19 protein-coding genes and 1 tRNA gene are annotated in these 19757 nt (G+C 69.7%); 9 read left to right on the top strand and 11 right to left on the bottom strand.

Annotated elements, in window-relative coordinates; translation table 11 throughout:
* The first annotated feature begins 380 nt into the window (after window positions 1-380).
* The 4 genes from ACZ61C_RS03150 to ACZ61C_RS03135 are packed head-to-tail and all read left to right on the top strand — an operon-like array spanning window position 381 to window position 3467.
* Complete coding sequence (locus ACZ61C_RS03150; protein WP_465302766.1) at window positions 381-1025, top strand: glycosyltransferase family 2 protein; 645 nt, start codon at window positions 381-383, stop codon at window positions 1023-1025.
* Complete coding sequence (locus ACZ61C_RS03145) at window positions 1022-1705, top strand: TIGR04282 family arsenosugar biosynthesis glycosyltransferase (protein WP_465302230.1); 684 nt, start codon at window positions 1022-1024, stop codon at window positions 1703-1705. The genes ACZ61C_RS03150 and ACZ61C_RS03145 overlap by 4 nt, the downstream gene beginning before the upstream one ends.
* Window positions 1705-2337, top strand: coding sequence for a class I SAM-dependent methyltransferase (locus ACZ61C_RS03140; protein WP_465302228.1), 633 nt, complete (start codon window positions 1705-1707; stop codon window positions 2335-2337). The genes ACZ61C_RS03145 and ACZ61C_RS03140 overlap by 1 nt, the downstream gene beginning before the upstream one ends.
* Entirely contained in the window at window positions 2334-3467 is a 1134-nt protein-coding gene (locus ACZ61C_RS03135) for a molybdopterin-dependent oxidoreductase (protein WP_465302226.1), read from the top strand. Before ACZ61C_RS03140 ends, ACZ61C_RS03135 begins: the two co-directional genes overlap by 4 nt.
* Before the next feature lie 827 nt (window positions 3468-4294).
* On the opposite strand, the gene ACZ61C_RS03130 is transcribed toward ACZ61C_RS03135, so the two are convergent.
* The 7 genes from ACZ61C_RS03130 to ACZ61C_RS03100 form a co-directional block, all read right to left on the bottom strand.
* Window positions 4295-5731 (bottom strand): S1C family serine protease, encoded by a 1437-nt coding sequence (locus tag ACZ61C_RS03130; RefSeq protein WP_465302224.1) that lies wholly within the window; start codon window positions 5729-5731, stop codon window positions 4295-4297.
* 71 nt (window positions 5732-5802) lie between these two features.
* Window positions 5803-6885, bottom strand: a complete 1083-nt coding sequence (galT, locus tag ACZ61C_RS03125; RefSeq protein ID WP_465302222.1) for a galactose-1-phosphate uridylyltransferase — start codon at window positions 6883-6885, stop codon at window positions 5803-5805.
* Window positions 6882-7682, bottom strand: a complete 801-nt coding sequence (locus ACZ61C_RS03120) for a DeoR/GlpR family DNA-binding transcription regulator (protein ID WP_465302220.1) — start codon at window positions 7680-7682, stop codon at window positions 6882-6884. The genes galT and ACZ61C_RS03120 overlap by 4 nt, the downstream gene beginning before the upstream one ends.
* A gap of 158 nt (window positions 7683-7840) precedes the next feature.
* Complete coding sequence (locus ACZ61C_RS03115) at window positions 7841-9250, bottom strand: ATP-binding protein (protein WP_465302218.1); 1410 nt, start codon at window positions 9248-9250, stop codon at window positions 7841-7843.
* On the bottom strand, window positions 9247-9939 hold the full coding sequence (locus ACZ61C_RS03110; protein ID WP_465302216.1) for a response regulator transcription factor: 693 nt from the start codon (window positions 9937-9939) through the stop codon (window positions 9247-9249). Before ACZ61C_RS03110 ends, ACZ61C_RS03115 begins: the two co-directional genes overlap by 4 nt.
* A 68-nt stretch (window positions 9940-10007) precedes the next feature.
* A complete protein-coding gene (locus ACZ61C_RS03105; protein WP_465302214.1) occupies window positions 10008-10616 on the bottom strand; it encodes a trimeric intracellular cation channel family protein in 609 nt (202 codons plus the stop codon).
* Window positions 10617-11270, bottom strand: coding sequence for a response regulator (locus ACZ61C_RS03100; protein WP_013230063.1), 654 nt, complete (start codon window positions 11268-11270; stop codon window positions 10617-10619).
* A 273-nt stretch (window positions 11271-11543) separates the two neighbouring features.
* On the opposite strand from ACZ61C_RS03100, the gene ACZ61C_RS03095 reads away from it, so the two are divergent.
* The 3 genes from ACZ61C_RS03095 (at window position 11544) to ACZ61C_RS03085 (ending at window position 14562) form a co-directional block, all read left to right on the top strand.
* Window positions 11544-11619, top strand: a tRNA-Arg gene (locus ACZ61C_RS03095).
* 329 nt (window positions 11620-11948) lie between these two features.
* Complete coding sequence (locus ACZ61C_RS03090; protein WP_465302211.1) at window positions 11949-13610, top strand: N-6 DNA methylase; 1662 nt, start codon at window positions 11949-11951, stop codon at window positions 13608-13610.
* 64 nt (window positions 13611-13674) lie between these two features.
* A complete protein-coding gene (locus ACZ61C_RS03085) occupies window positions 13675-14562 on the top strand; it encodes a hypothetical protein (RefSeq protein ID WP_465302209.1) in 888 nt (295 codons plus the stop codon).
* 20 nt (window positions 14563-14582) lie between these two features.
* Here ACZ61C_RS03085 and ACZ61C_RS03080 read toward each other — a convergent pair whose 3' ends face one another.
* Entirely contained in the window at window positions 14583-15788 is a 1206-nt protein-coding gene (locus ACZ61C_RS03080; RefSeq protein WP_465302207.1) for an amidohydrolase family protein, read from the bottom strand.
* A 10-nt stretch (window positions 15789-15798) separates the two neighbouring features.
* Window positions 15799-16299, bottom strand: a complete 501-nt coding sequence (locus tag ACZ61C_RS03075) for a GlcG/HbpS family heme-binding protein (RefSeq protein WP_465302205.1) — start codon at window positions 16297-16299, stop codon at window positions 15799-15801.
* A gap of 157 nt (window positions 16300-16456) precedes the next feature.
* Here ACZ61C_RS03075 and ACZ61C_RS03070 point away from each other — a divergent pair, with 157 nt between their 5' ends.
* A complete protein-coding gene (locus tag ACZ61C_RS03070) occupies window positions 16457-17539 on the top strand; it encodes a sensor histidine kinase (RefSeq protein ID WP_465302203.1) in 1083 nt (360 codons plus the stop codon).
* Window positions 17536-18159: a response regulator gene (locus ACZ61C_RS03065; RefSeq protein WP_465302201.1), complete on the top strand. Its 624-nt coding sequence runs from the start codon at window positions 17536-17538 to the stop codon at window positions 18157-18159. Before ACZ61C_RS03070 ends, ACZ61C_RS03065 begins: the two co-directional genes overlap by 4 nt.
* Here ACZ61C_RS03065 and ACZ61C_RS03060 read toward each other — a convergent pair whose 3' ends face one another.
* Window positions 18160-19071 (bottom strand): hypothetical protein, encoded by a 912-nt coding sequence (locus tag ACZ61C_RS03060; protein WP_465302199.1) that lies wholly within the window; start codon window positions 19069-19071, stop codon window positions 18160-18162.
* Complete coding sequence (locus ACZ61C_RS03055; protein WP_465302197.1) at window positions 19058-19708, bottom strand: vWA domain-containing protein; 651 nt, start codon at window positions 19706-19708, stop codon at window positions 19058-19060. Before ACZ61C_RS03055 ends, ACZ61C_RS03060 begins: the two co-directional genes overlap by 14 nt.
* Between the last annotated feature and the right edge of the window lie 49 nt (window positions 19709-19757).

Raw genomic sequence — 19757 nt, 5'->3', positions numbered from 1 at the left:
AAACAACCACGGACACCATACCGCCCCCCCGCCCGACCCCTGCCCCCCCCTCCCCCCCCCCCCCCCCCCCCCCCCCCCCCCCCCCCCCCCCCCCCCCCCCCCCCCCCCGACGGCGAGGAGATCGGCCCGGCGGGCGCGGCGCCCGGGTCGATCGAGTGCCGGGGGTTCGGGTTCGCGCACGGGCGGCTCGGCGAGCCGCGCCGCCGGGTTCGGCTCGCTCATCGCCGTCCACCCTAGGGCCTCCGGCGGTGTTCCGCGCTGTCGGAACGGGAGCCGTAACGACGCGGTAAGAACTCGTCACACGTCATGATTCAGTAATAGCCGTAAGGGTTCTCCGTTGTCCATCGTGGACCTACGGTCGGCGCGTGACTTACTCGGAAGTGGACGTCGTCCTCCCTTGCCTCGACGAAGCGGGTGCGCTCCCCGGTGTGCTGGCCGGCCTGCCGCCGGGCTACCGCGCGATCGTGGTCGACAACGGCTCGGCCGACGGCTCGCCCGAAGTGGCGGCCTCGCTGGGCGCGAAGGTCGTCCACGAACCGCGTCGCGGGTACGGCGCGGCCGTGCACGCGGGCCTGGAAGCCGCCACCGCGGACATCGTGTGCTTCGCCGACGCCGACGGGTCCCTGGACCTCGGCGACCTGCCGCGGCTGGTGACCGCGGTCGAAAGCGGCGCCGACCTCGCCGTCGGGCGCCGGGTGCCGACCGGCCCGGGGGTGTGGCCCTGGCACGCGCGAGCGGGCAACGTCGTGCTGGCGTTGCTGCTGCGCGGGCGGGGGCTGCCGGTGCGGGACATCGCGCCGCTGCGCGCCGCGGACCGGCGGGCGCTGCTCGGCCTCGGCGTCGCCGACCGGGCGTTCGGCTACCCGCTCGAGCTGCTGATCAAGGCCCAGCGGGCCGGCTGGCGGGTCCGCGAGTTCGACGTCCGCTACGGCGAGCGTGCCAAGGGGACCAAGTCGAAGGTGTCCGGCTCGGTGCGGGGCACGCTGCGTGCGGTCCGCGACTTCGGGCGGGTGCTGGCGCGATGACCACCCCGTTCGTGCTGCTGGTCGTGGCCAAGGCGCCGGTGCCCGGGCTCGCCAAGACCCGTCTCTGCCCGCCCGCGACACCGGCCCAGGCGGCGGAGATCGCCGCGGCCGCGCTGCTCGACACCCTGGACGCCGTCTGCGCGGTGCCCGGCGCCGCGCCCGTCGTCGCCATGACCGGCCAGCTCGGCGCCGCGGCCCGCTCGGCCGAGATCGGGCTCGCGCTGCGGCGGGCCACCGTGATCCCCCAGCGTGGCTGGGACTTCGGTGCCCGCCTCGCGAACGCCCACGCGGACGCAGCCGCGGTGCACACCGGCCTGCCGATCGTGCAGATCGGCATGGACACCCCGCAGGTCACGCCGGAGTCGCTCGCCGCGGCGGCCGCACCGGTCGTCCACGACGGGCACGACTCGGTGGTCGCCCCCGCGATGGACGGCGGCTGGTGGGCGCTGGGTCTCGCCGAACCGGCGCACGCGCAGGTCCTCGCGGGCGTCCCGATGTCCCGCGACGACACCGGCGAACGCACCTTGCGCGCGCTCACCGCGTGCGGGCTGCGGCCGCGGCGGGGCGCCGAACTGTCCGATGTGGACACGATGGCGGACGCCCGCGCGGTGGCGGCGCTGTGCCCGGGTGGCCGGTTCGCCCGCGCCGTCGCGGCGGTCGACGGCCGGGCGGTCGCGTGATGACGGCCCCGGCGACCACCGGAAACGAGTTCGACCACGGCCTGCTCGGCCACCAGTGCTGGCTCGAACTGGCCAGCGGCGAGCGGATCGAGCTGCCGGTCGAACGCTGGACCGAGCCGTCCGATGGGGACGACGTGCTGCTCGACGCCTGTTCCGGCCCGACGATCGACCTCGGCTGCGGGCCCGGCAGGCTCACCGCCGCGCTGGCCGAACGCGGGGTCCTCGCACTGGGCGTGGACAGCTCACGCACGGCCGTCGGCCTGACCCGCCGTCGCGGCGGGAGTGCGTTGCGCCGCAACATCTTCGACCGGCTGCCCGGCGAAGGCCGGTGGCGGCACGCCCTGCTCGCCGACGGCAACATCGGCATCGGCGGCGATCCGGTGGAGCTGCTGCGCCGCACTGCCCGGCTGCTCGGCGCGGGCGGTGACGTCCTCGTCGAGCTGGAGCCGCCCGGCCACGGCCTGCGGCACGAGCGCGTCCGGCTGCGGCCCGGGCACGCCGACGTCGCGTGGTTCACCTGGGCGTGGGTCGGCGTGGACGCGATCGCCGAGGTCGCGTTGCCCGCCGGCTTGCGGGTCGACTGGACGACCCGGCACGGCCACCGCTGGTTCGCGCGGTTGGACCGGCCGTGAAGCTGCCGATTCCCAGTGAAGAACAGTTCAAGGCGGCGGCGCACAACGAGCGCGTGACGTCGAAGATCGGGCTGGCGCTCGCGGTCACGTTCACGACGTGCTTCATCACCGGCCTGATCAGCCACCTCATCCAGCACCCGCCGACGTGGTTCTTCTGGCCCAGCCGACCGGTCGGGCTCTACCGCGTCACGCAGGGACTGCACGTGATCTCCGGGGTGGCGTCGATCCCGCTGCTGCTGGCGAAGCTGTGGAGCGTCTACCCGAAGCTGTTCGGCCGGCCGCTCGTCCGCTCGCTGCCGCACGCGCTGGAGCGCCTTTCGATCCTCGTGCTCTCCGGCGCGGCGTTCTTCGAACTGACGACCGGGCTGCTGAACCTCGCGCAGAACTACCCGTGGGGGTTCTACTTCCCGCAGGTGCACTACGCGGTGGCGTGGCTGGCGATCGGGTCGATCCTGGTGCACGTCGCGGTGAAGCTGCCGGTCGTCCGCCGCGCGCTGGGCCGCGCAACCGTCGAAGAGGAGAAGAGCGAGCCGTCCGCCGGCTTGTCCCGGCGGGGTTTCCTGGTGACAACGGGACTCGCGACGGGTGTCGCGGTGGTCGCCACCGCCGGTGCCACGGTTCCGTTCCTTCGCGGCGTTTCCGGTCTGGCGTGGAAGACGAGCAAGGGCACGCAGGACCTCCCGGTGAACCGCACGGCGCTGGCCGCGGGCGTCACGCAGTCGGCTCGTGCCGCGGACTGGCGGCTCTCGATCCTGACACCACGCGGCACGACGGCGCTTTCACTCGACCAGCTGCGCGCGCTGCCCCAGACGACGGCGGAACTACCGATCGCGTGCGTCGAGGGCTGGAGCCAGTCGGCGATCTGGCGCGGGGTTTCCCTGCCGGCCCTGCTGAAAGCCATCGGCGCGCAACCTGGCGCGACGGTCCGGGTGTCCTCTTTGGAGCGTTCCGGGTTGTACGGCGTCAGTGTGCTCCCCGGCGAGCACACGGCCGACGAGCTGACGTTGCTCGCGCTGGAGCTGAACGGCGAAGTGCTCAACATCGACCACGGCTTCCCGTGCCGGATCATCGCCCCGAACCGGCCGGGTGTCCTGCAGACGAAGTGGGTCTCGAAGCTGGAGGTGCTGTGAAGGTCACCCGCGCTTTGCTCGCGTTGCCGGGCCTCGCCGCGCTCGCGTGGGGTGTGGTGCTGTTCGCGGAATACGCACTACCGCTACGCCCGGACGTCTACGGCACGATCGCCTGGATCATCGGCGGCCCGCTCTTGAACGACGGCGTGGTCGCCCCGCTGACAGCAGTGCTCGGCATCCTCCTCGGCCGTCTCCTGCCGCACCCGTGGAAGGTCCCGGTGGTCGTCGCGACGGTGCTCACCGGGGTCCTGGCGATCCTGGCGTTCCCGCTGCTCTGGCGCCCGTACGGCACCCCGCCCATGCCCGGCCTCCACGACGGCAACCCGGCCTTGGGCCTGACCCTCACCCTGGCCGCAGTCTGGCTGGTAGCCCTCCTGACCCCACTGGCCCGCCGTGTCGTCCCCCGAATCACACCTGTCGACCCTCCAAACACACGTGATGCCCCTCCAATCACGCAAGATGCCCCCTCAATCACGCGTGATGCCCCGCCAGACACACGAGATGCCCCGCGAGACACGACAACCGCCCCGCCCGGCACCCCAGTCCACCCTCCTGGCGCGCTAACCGACTCCCCAGGCACGCCAGCCGACCCACCGGCCAGGCCAGTCGCCTCTCCAGGCGCGCGAACCGACCCACCCGGCACACCAGCCGACCGTCCAAGCGCGCGAACCGACCCACCCGCCGCCTGACCCGGCCACAAAAACGGCCACGCGCGACCGGCATCAAGTGCCAGGTCGCGCGTGGCCTAGTGGGTCCGGCCCCGGATCACGGGGGTCGAGCCATAGCTGGTCTCGGCCGCGCCAAGGCGGCCGAGCGTCTGGAATGGATCAGTTGGCCGGGACGGGCTGCCCGCCGAGGGTCACCTCGACCGTGCGGCCGTCGGCGAGGGTGAACTTCGCCTTCTCGTCCGGCGCGCGGGTGCGGATCGCCGCGACGAGCGTGTCGGACTTGTCGATGGCGCGGTCGTCGATCTTGGTGACGACGTCGCCCGCCTTCAGGCCGGCCTTCTCCGCGGGGCTGCCGGCGGTGATGGCGCCCAGCTCGGCGCCGCCCTGCGGGGCGTCCTTCACCTGCGCGCCGATGTAGGTCTGGATCGCCTGGCCGGTCTTGATGATCGTGTCCGCGGTGCGGCGGGCCTGGTCGATCGGGATGGCGAACCCGATGCCGACGTTGCCGCTCTCGGAACCGCCCTGGCCCTGGCCGCCCGAAGCCGACTGCGGGCTGTAGATCGCCGAGTTGATGCCGATGACCTGGCCGGACATGTTCGACAGCGGACCGCCCGAGTTGCCCGGGTTGATCGCCGCGTCGGTCTGGACGGCGTCCATCACCGTCTCCTGGCCGCCGCTGCTGCCGCCCGCGCGCACCGGCCGGTGCAGCGAGCTGACGATGCCCGAGGTGACCGTGCCGGCCAGCTCGAACGGCGACCCGATGGCGACGACGGACTGGCCGACGCGCAGGTCGTCGGACCGGCCGATCTCGACCGGGGTCAGGTTGCCGATGCCGTCGACCTTGACCACGGCGATGTCGGTGGTCGGGTCTCGGCCGATGACCTTGGCGGCGGCCTTCTTGCCGTCCTGGAACACGGCCTGGATCTGCCCGCCGTTCGCGGCGACCTCGACGACGTGGTTGTTGGTCAGGATGTAGCCGTCGGTGCTGATGACGAACCCGGAGCCCTCACCGGCCCCCTGCTGCCCGCTCACCTGCAGCTCGACGACGCTCGGCGACAGCTTCTGCGCGACCGACTCGACCGAACCGGCCGGAGCGTTACCGGTCTGCTGGGCCGGCTTCGGCGCGTCGAGCGCGTTGCCGGCCGGGCCGCCGGACGACCCGCCGGTCAGGTACCCGACGGCCCCGCCCGCGACGCCCCCGACGAGCAGCGCCACCAGCGCGACGCCGGCGAGGAGCTTCCCGCCGGTGCGCTTCGGCTGCGGCGCCGGTGCGTTGTAGACGGACGTGCCGAGCATGCCGGACTGCGCGTACGGGTTCGGCGGCGGGTAGACGCTCTGCTGGGTCTGGCCGGACGGCACCTGCGCACCCGGGGCGGACCACGGGTTCGCCTGCTGCGCTCCGTACGCCGGATCGGCCCCGGTCACCGCGTGGTAGGACGGCTCGGAGTACTGCGGCGTGCCGCCGGACTCGGGCGCGGCCTGCTCGCCGTACGGCGTACCCGCCCACCCGCCTTGAGCGGCCTCCTGGCCGGGCTGGGCGTCCGCGGGGTGCCGCGGCGCCGCCGCGTCGTGCGCGTTGGGGTCGTTCTCGGTCATGCCCTCACCTTGCGCGATGGTCCTGAGAGGTTCCTGAGCCGAACCTGTGCATCGGAGATGAGTATGGCCGCTCAGCCCGCCGCGCGGAGCCGTTCCGCGATCTGTTCCGGCGTCGCGTCGTTGATCCACACCGCCATGCCCGATTCGGACCCCGCCAGGTACTTCAGCTTGTCCTTGGCGCGCAACACGGAGAACAGCTCCAGGTGGAGCCAGCCGAGCTCGCGGTCACGGCGCACCGGCGCCTGGTGCCACCCCGCGATGTAGGGCAGCGGCCGGTCGTACAGCGCGTCGCAGCGGCGCAGCACGTCCAGGTAGACGTCGGCGAAGTCGTCGCGCTCGGCGTCGGTCAGCGCCGGGATGTCCGGAACCTGCCGGTGCGGCACGATCTGCACCTGGACCGGCCAGCGCGCCGCCGGCGGCACGAACGCCGTCCAGTGCTCGCCGGACGCCACGACCCGCGCGCCGGACTTGATTTCCGCGGCGAGCACGTCGCCGAGCACCGGGCGGCCGTGTTCGGCCTGGTAGGCGCGGGCGACGTCGAGCATCCGCGCCGTCTTAGGCGTGACGAACGGGTACCCGTAGATCTGGCCGTGCGGGTGCGAAAGCGTGACGCCGATTTCCTCACCGCGGTTCTCGAACGGGAAGACCTGCTCCACACCGGGCACTTCGGACAGTCCGGCCGTGCGGTCGGCCCACGCGTCCACCACCGCCCGCACCTGCTTCGCGCTCAGCCGTGAGAAAGCGCCGTCGTGGTCGCTGGTGAAGCAGACGACCTCACACCGTCCACGCCCGGGCCGCACCGGCACCAGCCCGAGACCATCCACAGTGGACGGCTCGCCGACAACATCCTCGGCGAACGACGGGAACCGGTTCTCGAAGACGACGACGTCGTAGTCGCTTTCGGGGATTTCACTCGGCTTGCCGGGCTTGCTCGGGCACAGCGGGCAGAGGTCGGCCGGCGGCTTGTACGTCCGCGTCTGCCGGTGCGCGGCCATCGCGACCCACTCGTGGGTCAGCGGGTCGAGCCGGATCTCCGACGCGGCCGAAACCGGCGGCAGGTCACGGGTGTCCTCGGCGACGCGGTCGGGCGCGCCGGGCTGGTCGAAGTAGATGATCTCCCGGCCGTCGGCCAGGTGTCGTACGGTGCGCTTCACGCTTCCTCGGCCTCGACCGTCTCCGCCGTTTCGGCGATCATGAGTTCCCCTGCCCTTTCGGCGAGCATTTCCTTGGCTTCGTCGGAAATCCCGTCGTCGGTGACCACGACGTCGGCCTCGTCCAGGTCGGCGATCGTGGAGATCCCGACGGTGCCCCACTTGGTGTGGTCGGCGAGCACGACGAGCTTGCGCCCGGCCTCGACCAGCGCGCGGTCGGTCTCGCTCTCGGTGAGGTTCGGCGTCGTGAACCCCGGCCCGTCGGCCATCCCGTGCACCCCGAGGAAGACGACGTCGAGGTGCAGCGACCGCAGGCTGTGCACGGCGACCGGCCCGACCAGCGCGTCCGACGGCGTCCGCACGCCGCCGGTCAGCACGACGGTGCGATCCGGCTGGGTCGACCCGCGGAGCACGTCCGCGACCTGGATCGAGTTGGTCACGATGGTGAGCCCGGGAATGGCGTCGAGCGCCCGCGCGAGCGTCCACGTCGTAGTGCCGGCGGAGATGCCGATCGCGGTGCCGGGCCGGACGAGCGTCGCGGCGAGCTCGGCGATGGCTTCCTTCTGCGCGCGCTGGCGCACGGACTTCGCCTCGAAGCCGGGCTCGTCGGTGCTCTTGCCGATGACCGAGGTGGCGCCGCCGTACACCTTCTCGACGAGCCCGCGCCCGGCCAGGACGTCCAGATCGCGGCGGACCGTCATATCGGACACGCCCAGCCTGGTCACGAGGTCACTGACCCGGACCGCGCCGGTCCGGCGTGCCTCTTCCAGGATCACCGCCTGTCGCTGACGCGCCAGCACCGTTCAACTCCGTCCCCGCTGAACCTCGAGCCCCAACCACACAAAATCCTACACGATTCAACACGGCATCCGCAGGGCCGACGGGGGTGAACTTCGAATGACCAGGTCACGCCCGGGGCGGCACGCTCCGGGCGAACAACACCGCGACGGAGAACCGGTCAGCCGGGCGCCCCCGGCAGCCGGACCGTCATGAGCGCGCCACCCTCGGGCGCCCGCGCCGCGTACACGGCCCCGCCGTGCCGCTCGGCCGCGTGCTTCACGATCGCCAGGCCGAGGCCCGAACCGGGCAGCGTCCGCGCTTCCGAAGAGCGGTAGAAGCGGTCGAACACCTTCGGCAGGTCCTCCTCGGCGATGCCCGGGCCGGCGTCCGCGACCTCGACCACGGCGGTGCCGTCGCCGAGCGGGTAGAGCCGCACCCAGACCGTCGCGTCCGGCGGCGAGAACTTCACGGCGTTGTCCAGCAGGTTCAGGACCGCGCGTTCGATCGAGCTGTTGTCCCCGGTGAGCACCCACGGCTGCAGCGAGACGTCGAAGTTGATCTCGCCCGCGCGCCGCCGCGCCCGGTCCAGGGCCCGTTCGACGACGTCCAGCAGGTCGACGCGCTCGAAGCGCTCGCGCGGCTCGTCCTGGCGGGCGAGCTCGACGAGGTCGCCGATGAGCTGCGTCAGCTCGTCGAGCTGGCCGCTGATGTCCGCGACGATGTCGACGCGGTCGGCGTCCGGCAGCGGCGGCGCGCCGGGTTTGCTCGCGGCGAGCAGCAGCTCGAGGTTGGTGCGCAGGGACGTCAACGGCGTGCGCAGCTCGTGGCCGGCGTCCGCGACCAGCTGGCGCTGCCGCTCCTGCGAGTCCGCGACCGTGCCGAGCATCGTGTTGAAGGTCTGGGTGAGGCGGGCCAGCTCGTCGTCGCCGCTGACCGGGATCGGGCGCAGGTCGCCGGTCTTGGCGACCCGCTCGGCGGCCGAGGTCAGCCGGTCGACCGGGCGCAGGCCGGTCCGCGCGACCGCGGTGCCCGCCGCGGCGGCGACCAGGATGCCGGCGCCGCCGATCAGGAACAGCACCAGCGCGAGCTCGTTCAACGTGCGCTTGGTCGGGCTCATCGACTGGGCGAGCACGATGGCCTCGCCGTGCCCGGTCGGCAGCGCGACGACGCGGCTGTCGGTGCGGAAGTCCGTCCGGAGCGACTCCGGCGAGTCACCGTTCGCGACGTCCAGCTCGGCCTGGCCGAACGGCGGCGCCGAGCTCGACAGCGGGTAGGTCATCACGGCGTGCGCGACGTCGGGAGCGGCGTTGAGCTGGCCGATCTGCAGGTCGGCGCTGGCCAGGAAGGCGCCGGGGACCTGCCGCAGCTCGGTCTGCACCTGCGGCGAGTCGGCGGCCGCCTGCGCGCGCGCCATCAGGCTGTCGTCGAGCTGCTGGTACAGGTTGCTGCGCACGACCATGTAGGCGCCCAGCGAGACGAGCGCGACGGCGCCGGCGACACAGGCGGCGGCGAGCAGCGTCACCCGGCCGCGCAGCGAGAACCGGCGTGTCCCCCACCGCGTGCCCCGGGGGTCGCCGGGTTCGGTCACGGCGGGGTTTCCCTCAGGACGTAGCCCACCCCCCGCACCGTGTGGATCAGCCTCGGCTCCCCCTCGGCCTCCGTCTTGCGGCGCAAGTAGCCGACGTAGACCTCCAGCGCGTTGCCCGACGTCGGGAAGTCGTAACCCCATACTTCCTCCAGTATCCGGCCCCGCGTGAGGACGTGCTTCGGGTAGGAAAGGAACAGCTCCAGCAGTGCGAACTCGGTCCGGGTCAGGCTGATCTCGCGCCCGCCGCGGCGCACTTCCCGGGTGCCCGGGTCGAGCGTCAGGTCCGCGAAGGACAGCATCTCGGACGCCTGGCCGTTCTGGCCCTCCGGGACGGCGCGGCGCAGCAGCGCGCGCAGCCGGGCGAGCAGCTCTTCCAGCGCGAACGGCTTCGGTAGGTAGTCGTCGGCGCCGGCGTCCAGCCCGGACACCCGGTCGGAGACGGTGTCGCGGGCGGTGAGCACGAGGATCGGCAGGTCGTCGCCGGTGCTGCGCAGCCGGCGCGCCACCTCCAGGCCGTCGAGCCGCGGCATCATGACGTCGAGGACCATGGCGTCCGGCCGGTCGGCGATGATCGCTTCCAGGGCCTGCGCACCGTCACTGGCCAGCTCGACCTGGTAGCCGTTGAACTCCAGGGACCGCCGGAGCGACTCACGGACGGCGCGGTCGTCGTCCACCACAAGGATGCGCATGGCTGTAGTTTTACTCAGCGTGCTGAGACTCGCCTAAGAACACACACAGAACTAACAAAGAGATTCCCTTACTCCGGCGCCCGCGCGACCGGCGCGTTCCAGTGCCGCCAGAGCGCGACCATCCTGACGGTGACCACCGCGGCGGCCGCGACAACGGTGACCGGACCTTCGGGCAGTCGCACAGCGTGACCGATGGCGACGAGCACCGAGCCGGCCAGCGCGGCCACGGCGTAGATCTCTTTGCGCAGGACGAGGGGGATTTCCCGGAGCAGCAGGTCGCGCACGGCGCCGCCGCCGATCCCGGTCGTCATGCCGATCAGACACGCGGCGTAGACGGTCGCGCCGGCATTGAGCGCGATCGTCGTCCCGGCGGTGGCGAAGACGCCGAGCCCGAGCGCGTCGGCGAGCAGCACGCCCCGCCGCAGCCGCGCGACCTGCGGGTGGAAGACGAAGACGACCAGGGCGGTCGCGGCGCAGACGGCGAGGTAGGGCCAGTTCCGCAGCGTCGTCGGCGGGTGGATGCCGAGCAGGACGTCCCGGATGACCCCGCCGCCGAGCGCGGTGGTGAGCCCGACGACGACCACGCCGAAGACGTCCAGGCGAGCCCGCACGGCGGCGAGCGCCCCGGACGCCGCGAAGGCGACGAGCCCGAGGAACTCCAGCGCCGTGAGCAGCATCTACTGGTCGAGCAGGCCGCCGCGGTAGGCCAGCAGGGCGGCCTGCACGCGGTTCGCCGCCCCGATCTTGGAGAGCACGGCGGAGACGTACCCCTTAACGGTGGCCTCGGACAGGTGCAGCCGCCCGCCGATCTCGGCGTTGCTCAGTCCCTGCCCGATCAGCGCGACGACCTCGCGTTCCCGTTCGGACAGCGAGGCGAGCAGCTTGCGAGCGGGCTGAGCAGCGCGTTGTTCGTCCCGGTGCGACTGGACCATCCGAGCGGCAACCCCGGGATCGAGCACGGCCCCACCCCGGCTCAGGTCCCGCACGGCCCGCAGCAGCGCGGCGGGGTCGATGTCCTTGAGCAGGAAGCCGTTGGCCCCGAGCCGCAGCGCGAGGCTGACGTACTCGTCGATGTCGAAGGTGGTCAGCATGGCAACGGTGGGCGGATCGGGGAGCGCGAGGATGGCCCGGAGCGCGCGAATGCCGTCGTCGGGGGCGCGCATCTTGATGTCGAGCAGGGCGACGTCAGGGTGGTACCGCCGGGCGACCTCGACCGCGGATCTGCCGTCGGAGGCTTCGCCCACGATCTCGATGTCCTGGGCCCCGGACATCATCGCGCGCAGCCCCGAGCGCACCAGTTCCTCGTCGTCGGCGAACATGAGCTTGATCAACGAAGCCCTCCGCAACAGCCAGTAGGAGGCGGCTCCCCGCGTCCCGTTAACGAAGGTTACCTACTGTTGTTCAGCAGTTCGAAACCAGACACGACCAGGTGACCGACTGGTCCGTCCAGGTCAGGTGCGGTGGCCCGTCCGGCCGGGTGTACCCCAGGTTCCCCGCAGAGCCGAGAACCACTCACCTGGGTGACGACGGAGGTCGTGCTGGTCCATCCGTGCCCCTCGTGCTGCAACCGCCCTGGGCCCGCTAAGCTGGGCTCGGCAGTACATGCCCTCGTAGCTCAGGGGATAGAGCACCGCTCTCCTAAAGCGGGTGTCGCAGGTTCGAATCCTGCCGGGGGCACCAAAATCGACCCGGTACACGAGGGCACTACGCATCATCCTCTCGGTACTTGCCGCCAAAACTGCCCCAGATCGATATTGGTCTGCGCGCTTAGCACTCTGGACAGCAGCACTCGTTCCCATCACGACGGTGGCCGTGGAATCGGTTTCGCAGTCCCGAGCCAATGCGTAAGAGCAAGCGAGCGCGATAACACAGCGCCACCACTCAGTCACTCAGCGATCCTAGCCCCGCAGTGTCATCAAGCCGGACCAGCAGCGACAACTAGGATCACCTCCAGAGTCGCAGAGGCGCGCCTCCCACCAGTTCGAACACTCGTACGACAGGATGGCAGTGTGAGCACCCCCGAGCATGTCAAGGACAGCCCTCAGCTCCGCAAAGCGCGAGGAGCGTTCTTCACGCCGGCCGTCCTGTGCGACTACGTCGCCGAGTGGGCCATTCGAACGCCCGCCGATCGCGTACTGGAGCCATCATGCGGCGAAGCCGCCTTCCTACTTGCAGCGGGCGAGCGACTTGCGAAGCTCGCGGCAAATGACGGCGAGCGTCCGGCGAGGCTCCATGGCATCGAACTCCACGAAGAAAGTGCCCTCCAAGCGGAATCAGCAGTTCGCGAACGAGGCTCCGAGGTCGATGTCGAGGTTGGAGACTTCTTCACCTTTACACCCAGCCCCATCTACGATGCAGTAATCGGTAACCCCCCTTACATTCGCTACCAGGACTTTACAGGCGAAGCGCGACTGCGATCTCGCGAAGCGGCACTTAGCGCCGGCGTCTCACTTACCAGTCTAGCGTCATCCTGGGCAGCATTTACCGTACATTCGGCATTATTTCTCAGGCCAGGCGGGCGACTCGGACTGGTACTCCCCGCCGAACTTCTAAGCGTAAATTATGCTGCACCTGTCAGACAATTCCTGATCGAGAAGTTCTCCAAGGTGAGACTCGTGATGTTCACCGAACGGGTATTTCCCGGAGTTCAAGAAGAGGTTATTCTTGTGCTCGCTGATGGTTTTCGGAGCGGACCGTCAAAACATTGCGAGATACTTCAAGCTTTGAATACTGAAGACTTGAACCTTGCAGTTGAGCAGAAGTGGACACCTGCAGCACCTCAGGGGAAGTGGTCACCGTCACTGTTGACCCGAGAAGCACTGGAAGCCTACGAGTCTCTTTCAGTTAGCAGCTCCTTTTGCCGCCTCCAAACCTGGGGCGAAACCACTTTGGGGATGGTCACCGGCAACAACAAATACTTTATGATGTCACCGCTAAAGGCAGTCGAGTTCGGGTTACCTGAAAGCGAACTACTTCGGATGTCTCCCCCCGGATCACGCCACCTCCGCGGCCTAGAGTTCACCAAAGAAGCGTGGTCCACCCTTGGCAGGGAAGGTTCGGCGACATATCTAGTCCGACCCGGGGGTAACCCATCCAGGTCGGCCGAAAAATACTTCCAGCTAGGCGAAAAGAATGACGTAGATAAAGCCTATAAGTGCCGAGTGCGCAAGCCCTGGTGGCGCGTTCCTCTCGTGCCCGTGGCCGACCTATTTCTCACCTACATGAATGCAGACACTGTTCGCATTTGCCGGAATTCCGCACAGGTGAATAACTTGAACTCCGTGCACGGCATTTACCTCAACCCCGGATTCAGGAAATCCGGCAAAGAATTCCTCCCCTTGGCAAGCCTAAACTCGATGACACTTTTGGGAGCCGAGGTCGTGGGTCGGGCATACGGTGGCGGAATGCTCAAGATTGAGCCTCGCGAGGCCGATCGGCTACCTGTTCCATCAAAGCAGTTAATAAAGGCAGCCGAGAAGGAGCTGGCACTCATCCACGCCGAAGTCGAAGGACATCTACAACAAGGCAACTTGCTTAACGCCGTTCAAAAAGTCGATGAAGTCCTTCTCAATAAACACGCAGGTCTCAACCATCCTCAAGTAGAAGCACTTCGCCAAGCTCACATCACACTACGAAAGCGACGTTCTTCGAGGGCCACGAAGGGCTCCTAGCCGACGTCGGGAAACGATCGTCAGTTGTAACACGCCAGCACACCGACAAAGACGGATCAATGCAATGAGCAAGCCTGAGCCGCCCGATATCTTTGAACTACTTGAGCCACTGATCAAGGGGACTCCTCGCACCGCCCCCTGGGAGCACGGCAGCGACCGGGTCAGATATAGAGCAAACTTTGATCTGCTCGCCCAGATGCTTGCCGTACCCATCGCAGAGGGCGCCACAACCCAGTCCGGAAGATTCGCCAAGGCAATCGATGCATGGGTGGCTTACGAGCTGAGGCGGTCCGGTTTCGGCTCCGACGAAGTATGGCCACGTGTGAAGGCACCCCGAGTCCTGCCCCGCGAGGTCGCCCTGTACATCGAAAGATTACCTCGCGGAATGCAGGAGGATGCCTACAAGCATCTCCTTCGCAACTCTGCCGCAGCACCAGCAGATGCCCGTATCCTCGGTCGAGCCTACGAAAAGCAGATCGATGTCTTGATTGCCCAGTGGGCACGAGGCCCAGAACTTCTTGTTTCGACAAAAAGCATGGCCTCATCCTTCGGCAAGAACCTGCCGAATAGATTTGAAGAAGCTTACGGCGACGCCAAGAACCTTCGCGGAAGATACCCACTTGCAGCAATGGGATTTCTCTTCGTTCTACGTTCGACGATTTTGAATAGTCAAAGCTCCTTTGAACGCGCCATGGACATGCTTCGAAAACTGCGCGCCGAGAAAGACGTTTATGACGCAACCTGCCTGATAGTTGCAGCATGGAAAGACAGTGAGCCGACGAAGATTCGAATCTTGAACGATGCAGTTCCTGACGATCTCGGCGCGGATTCGTTCATCGCAACACTGGTGGATTCCGTCCTCGATCGCACCCCCATCAACATGCATGTGGAAGTTCGTCAATGTCGCGAAAATCGACTACTTCCCGTCGAAGAAGCGACCCCCACAACTTAGGACGTCCAGGCGACAGCACATCACAATTGATTAAGCACCTCGAGACCGTCCGCCACCACGATTCCGTTGTGGAGCACCGTGCGGTCCTTACCCCGGTCCATCACCGCGCTCGTCGGGGTCTCCCCGTCCACGAGGACCAGGTCTGCCCGGTCACCCACCGCCAAACCCGGGCGATCCGCAACACCGGACAGCCGCGGAACGGCGTGGCTCATGATCGACGCCCCACCCATCGTCGCCACCGCGAGTGCCAGCTCCACATGTGAATCGAGACGGAAGCCGCGCGTGAACGCCAGCTGCCACGTCCGGTCCAGCATGTCGCAGTTGCCGTACGGGCTCCAGTAATCCCTCTGGCCGTCCTCGCCCAGGCCGATTCGGACTCCGGAAGAGACCAGATCCAGTAGGGACAGCTGGCCGGCGGCAGAAGGAGCGACTGTCGTCATCGCGATGTCCAACGACGCGAAGTCCTCGATCACCCGGCGGCTCACCGACTCCGAGATCGAGCCCAGGTCGTACGCGTGGGACATCGTCACCCGGCCGCGCATGTCCAGGGCGCGGACTCGCTCGATCACCAGGTCCGCCGAGAACAAACCCAGGTGGCCCGGCTCGTGCAGGTGGATGTCGATCTCCGCCTGGTGCTTCTCCGCCAGGGCGAACACCGCGTCCAAATGCCCCTTCGGGTCGCGGTCCAGGGTGCACGGGTCGATGCCGCCGATCACCGTTGCGCCCGCGCGCATTGCCGCGTCCAGGAGCTCGAACGTGCCTCGCTCGCGCAGGATGCCCGCCTGGGCGAACGCCATCACCTGGACCTCGGCCTGGGTGGCGAACTTCTCGCGCGCCGCCAGGACCGCGTCCAGCTTCTCCAACCCGCAGTCCACGTCCACCTGGGCGTAGCTGCGTACCCGGGTCGTTCCGTGAGCGATCATCCGCGACAAGGTGCCCGCTACCCGCTCCGGCAGCGGCACCTCGGCGGAACGCCAGTTGGCGCGGTCGTTCTCCATCATCGCCACCACTCCCGGGCCGCCCGTGTGGGGGCGGAACGGGAGGCCGATGCGCGTCGAATCGAGGTGGACGTGGACGTCGCTGAACGCCGGGAACAGCAGGCGGCCGCGGCCCTCGACCGACGCCGGCGCGCCGGGCGAGTGCGGCCCGATCGAGGCGATCCGGTCGCCGTCCAGCAGGACGTCGCTGCGGGGGCCGCCCCAGGGGCGGACGTCACTGATCAACACCGGGGCCACGTTACTTGCCCAACGCGTCCACGCCGGCCTGAGCGAACGACTCGTCCTGCGCACCCGACGGCGCGCCCGCGACGCCCACCGCCGCGACCGGGGTGGAGCCCGCCGCGAACGGCACCGCGCCGGCCAGGAACAGCGTGCCGTCGATGTCCTTCAGCGTCGGGTTCTGCTGCAGGCGGCCGACCAGCTCCGACGTCTTCGCGTTCCACGAGACCGCCGTGAACGCCTTCTGCTGCGCCGAGCTGTAGGACTGCGGGCCCGCGCCGTCGCCGCGCAAGGTCACCACCGTGTTGCCGTCGCGGTCCACCACCGCCACCGAGACGTGCTGGCCCGCTTTGGTCGCGGCGTCCAGTGCCGCCGAAGCCGCCTTCTGCGCCGAAGCGATCGTCAGGTGCGACGTCTGCACGAGGGCACGCGACGGCGCCGCACTGGCCGGGACCGCGACGATCGAAACAGCGGCGAGGCCGGCGACCGCGGCGGCGATGCGAGTGCGGGTCGAGATCATGTGAGACTCCTTGAGTACGGGGGTTGGCTGACTCCAGCTTCACCCCGCCGCGGGGCCGATCCGGTCGTCGTCCCGGACGACAACCGGGTCATCCGATCGGCTGATGCGTGGCCGCGAAGCCCGGTTGACGCTGGTCACAGACGTGGAAGGAGCGAGCATGGACGGCACGGCCGACGCGCGGTGGCTCGCCGCCGTCATGCATTCGGCCTTCTTCGTGCTCGTTCTCGCTTCGGCCGTGCGATACCTGACGCGCCACGAAGGCACGGCGCTCGCCCCTTGGGTGATCGGGCTGACCGCGGCACTGGTCCTCGCCTACGGCGTGGGGATCAGGTCCCGGAACGTGCTCTGGCTGGTCCTGGTGATCTGGGTCGTCCTGGTCCTGCTCGCGCCGAGCTTCGCCTGGTCGGCGATCCCGCTCTTCGTCACCGGCCTGCGCACCCTGCCGACCGGCCCGGCCCTCGCGCTGGTCGCCGTGGTCACCGCGCTCGTGGTCGTCTCGCAGAACCGGCTGTCCGACGGCTTCGACCCGAACCTGACCGTCGTGCCGATCGCCATCGCCGTGGTCACGGCGGCGGTGATCACCTTCATGCGGCGGCAGGCCGCGCGGCTGCGCGAGTCCGAACGGCAGGCCGGCGTGCTGGCCGAGCGGCACCGCGTGTCCCGGGAGATCCACGACGCTCTCGCGCAGGGCCTGTCCAGCCAGGCGATGCTGCTGCAGGCCGCCGACCAGGCCTGGGACCGGCCCGAGCTGGCCCGCGAACACCTGCGGTCCGCGCAACGCGTCGGCGTCGGGAACCTGTCGGAAGCACGCCGGCTCGTCCAGGACCTGGCGCCCGCCGACCTCGCCGACGCCACCCTCGAAGAGGCGCTCCACGCCGTGGCCGGGCGGCAGGCCGACCTGCCGGTCGAGGTGCGGGTCGACGGAACCGGGCGGCCGCTGCCCGAGCGCGTCGAGTCCGCGCTGGTCCGGATCGCCCAGGGCGCGCTCGCCAACGCCCTCGAGCACGCCGACGCCGGCCGCGCCGTCCTCACCCTCACCTACCTCGACGACCAGGTCGTGCTCGACGTCGCCGACGACGGCAAGGGTTTCCTCGAATCGGCGCCCGCAGGCGAACGAGGCCACGGACTCCCGGCCATGCGGGCCAGGGCACAGCAGCTCGGCGGCCGGCTCACCGTCGAATCCGCCCCCGGCCAGGGCACCGTGATCTCGGCCGCCATCCCGGTGGAGACTGCCTCATGAGCATTCGTGTCCTGGTCTGCGACGACCACGCCGTCGTCCGCGCCGGGCTGCGCGCCCTCCTCGCGGGCGCGGACGGCATCGAGGTCGTCGCGGAGACGGCGACCGGCGAGGAGGCCGTCGCGACCGCGGCGACCACCCACCCGGACGTCGTGCTGATGGACCTGCAGCTCGGCGCCGGCATCGACGGGATCGAGGCGACCTGGCGGATCCGCACCGGTCCCGGCACGCCCCGGATTCTCGTGCTGACCACCTACGACACCGACGCGGACATCACCCGCGCCATCGCGGCCGGCGCCACCGGTTACCTGCTCAAGGCCGGGTCCGCCCACGAGCTGTACGCCGCGATCGAGGCCGCGGCGGCCGGGCGCACCGCGGTGTCGCCGCCGGTCGCCGACCGGATGATGGCGCAGCTGCGCACCCCGCGGCCCGCGCTCACCGATCGTGAGCGGGACATCTTGCGGCAGCTCGCCCAGGGCCTGGGCAACCGCGAGATCGCCCGCGCGCTGTTCATCAGCGAGGCGACGGTCAAGACCCACCTGAGCCGGATCTACGGCAAGCTCGACGTCGACACCCGGTCCGGCGCGGTCGCGGTGGCCAAGGAACAACGGCTGCTGGACTGATCACGCCCACCGCGCGCCGTAGGCCATCCCCGGCGTGAGGTGCTGGAACCGCAGGTGCACCTCCCCCGCCGGGTCGACGTCGTGACGGCGTCCGCGATAACCCGAGTCGGACACGTCGCGCTGGAACGCCCCGTCCAGCGCCCACACCTCCCGCGGGCGCTCGGGACCGAACCGGACCCGCAGGTCGAACAGGTCACACGCGTGCCGCGGCACCGACACCATGTACGGCCGCAGGGACGGCGGCTGGAACAGGATCGCCACCTCCCACGACTCGCCGCGCGACAGCGGCCGCGGCAGCTCCAGGCCGTAGCCCCACCGGTCGGTCGCCTCCATGCCGCGGTCCACCAGCGTGCCGCCGTAGAGCACCGTGACCTCGAGGTCCGCGCGCCCGGCCGGGAGGGAGATCGCGAGGTCGAGCGACCGGAGGCCGTCCTGGTCCGCGACGATCTTGCGTTGCTCCAGCACCGACGGCCGCGGCTGGTCGAGCACCATCGCCACCGCCAGCGACGTCGTGTGCCAGCGGTCGGCCGGCACGACGACCGGGGCCTCCGGTGATCCCGCCGCCAGCTCGGCGAGCAGGTCGATCGCCTCGTCGACGCGGCGGCGGACCGTGCGCGGGTCGCGGTCGACGCGGCGCGCGGCCCAGCGGACGCGGTCCTGGTACAGCGGCTGGTTGGCCTCCGCGGCGATCGCGAAGGCCGCCAACGCCGCCAGGCGCAGGTCCTCCGGCAGGTGTGCGGCCAGCTCGGACAGCCGGCCCGCCACCTTGTTCCGGATCGCCACCAGGCCGTCTTCCTCCGAAACCGAGCACGCCGTGCGGAGACCCGGGCCCACCCGTTCCTCGATCCGGCCCTGCAGGCCACGCCCTTTGCGGAGGGTCTTCAGCTCCTGAACCAGCTCAGAACGCTCCACGATGGTCTCCTTCAGTGCGTTTCCATGACGTCTCCTCTCCGCGCAGGGTGCGTTCGGCCGGTGGACGGGAAGTGGACAGAACGTGCATCACCGACGCGATCAGCGCGGTTCCCATGCGGACGCCGTCGCGGCCGAGGTAGGTGCGGTAGGTGCCGATGCGGCCGAGCGCGTCCTCGTCCGCGTCGCCGACGCCGAAGGCGACCACGTGCGGGCGGCGCGCCCACGCCGGGTCGTCGAGCGTCGCGAACGCCGCCGGCCAGGTCACCGGGTCGGTCGGCTGGCCGTCGGACAGGAAGAACACGACCGGGCGGCGCACTCGCATCCGATGCTTCTCCAGCGCGCCGACGTCGCCGTCGATGACCTCGCGCAGGAACGTGAACGCCGGTCCGAAGTTGGTGCCGGCGCACGCGCGGGGCGCGGGGAGCTCGGCGAGGTCGTCCATCGGCAGCAGCGACTGGACCACGTGCGGCGTCTCCCCGAAGCCGACCACGCTGCAGAGGACCCGGCCGGTGACCGACGCGTCGGCGTGCACCGCGCCGCGGAACTCCCGCAGCCCGGTGTTCAGCTCGTCGATGTGGTCGGCCATCGAAAGCGACACATCACAAGCGACGTAGCACGGCAACACATCGGACCCCATTCCGGTTTCTCCTTCACGCCCCTGGTTCACCGGTGCAGGGTGGCAAGCC

It is taken from the genome of Amycolatopsis sp. NPDC104587 (genome assembly GCF_055583645.1).
The sequence above is the reverse complement of the archived record's forward strand: the minus strand, read 5'-3'. Positions and strand labels throughout refer to the sequence as shown.

Bases quoted from the DNA above. Each gene is read 5' to 3' on its own strand.
- ACZ61C_RS03145 (WP_465302230.1), top strand. From the start codon at position 1,022: ATGACCACCCCGTTCGTGCTGCTGGTCGTGGCCAAGGCGCCGGTGCCC.
- ACZ61C_RS03140 (WP_465302228.1), top strand. From the start codon at position 1,705: ATGACGGCCCCGGCGACCACCGGAAACGAGTTCGACCACGGCCTGCTC.
- ACZ61C_RS03130 (WP_465302224.1), bottom strand. From the start codon at position 5,731: ATGACCGAGAACGACCCCAACGCGCACGACGCGGCGGCGCCGCGGCAC.
- ACZ61C_RS03110 (WP_465302216.1), bottom strand. From the start codon at position 9,939: ATGCGCATCCTTGTGGTGGACGACGACCGCGCCGTCCGTGAGTCGCTC.
- ACZ61C_RS03105 (WP_465302214.1), bottom strand. From the start codon at position 10,616: ATGCTGCTCACGGCGCTGGAGTTCCTCGGGCTCGTCGCCTTCGCGGCG.
- ACZ61C_RS03085 (WP_465302209.1), top strand. From the start codon at position 13,675: ATGAGCAAGCCTGAGCCGCCCGATATCTTTGAACTACTTGAGCCACTG.
- ACZ61C_RS03075 (WP_465302205.1), bottom strand. From the start codon at position 16,299: ATGATCTCGACCCGCACTCGCATCGCCGCCGCGGTCGCCGGCCTCGCC.
- ACZ61C_RS03070 (WP_465302203.1), top strand. From the start codon at position 16,457: ATGGACGGCACGGCCGACGCGCGGTGGCTCGCCGCCGTCATGCATTCG.
- ACZ61C_RS03065 (WP_465302201.1), top strand. From the start codon at position 17,536: ATGAGCATTCGTGTCCTGGTCTGCGACGACCACGCCGTCGTCCGCGCC.
- ACZ61C_RS03055 (WP_465302197.1), bottom strand. From the start codon at position 19,708: ATGGGGTCCGATGTGTTGCCGTGCTACGTCGCTTGTGATGTGTCGCTT.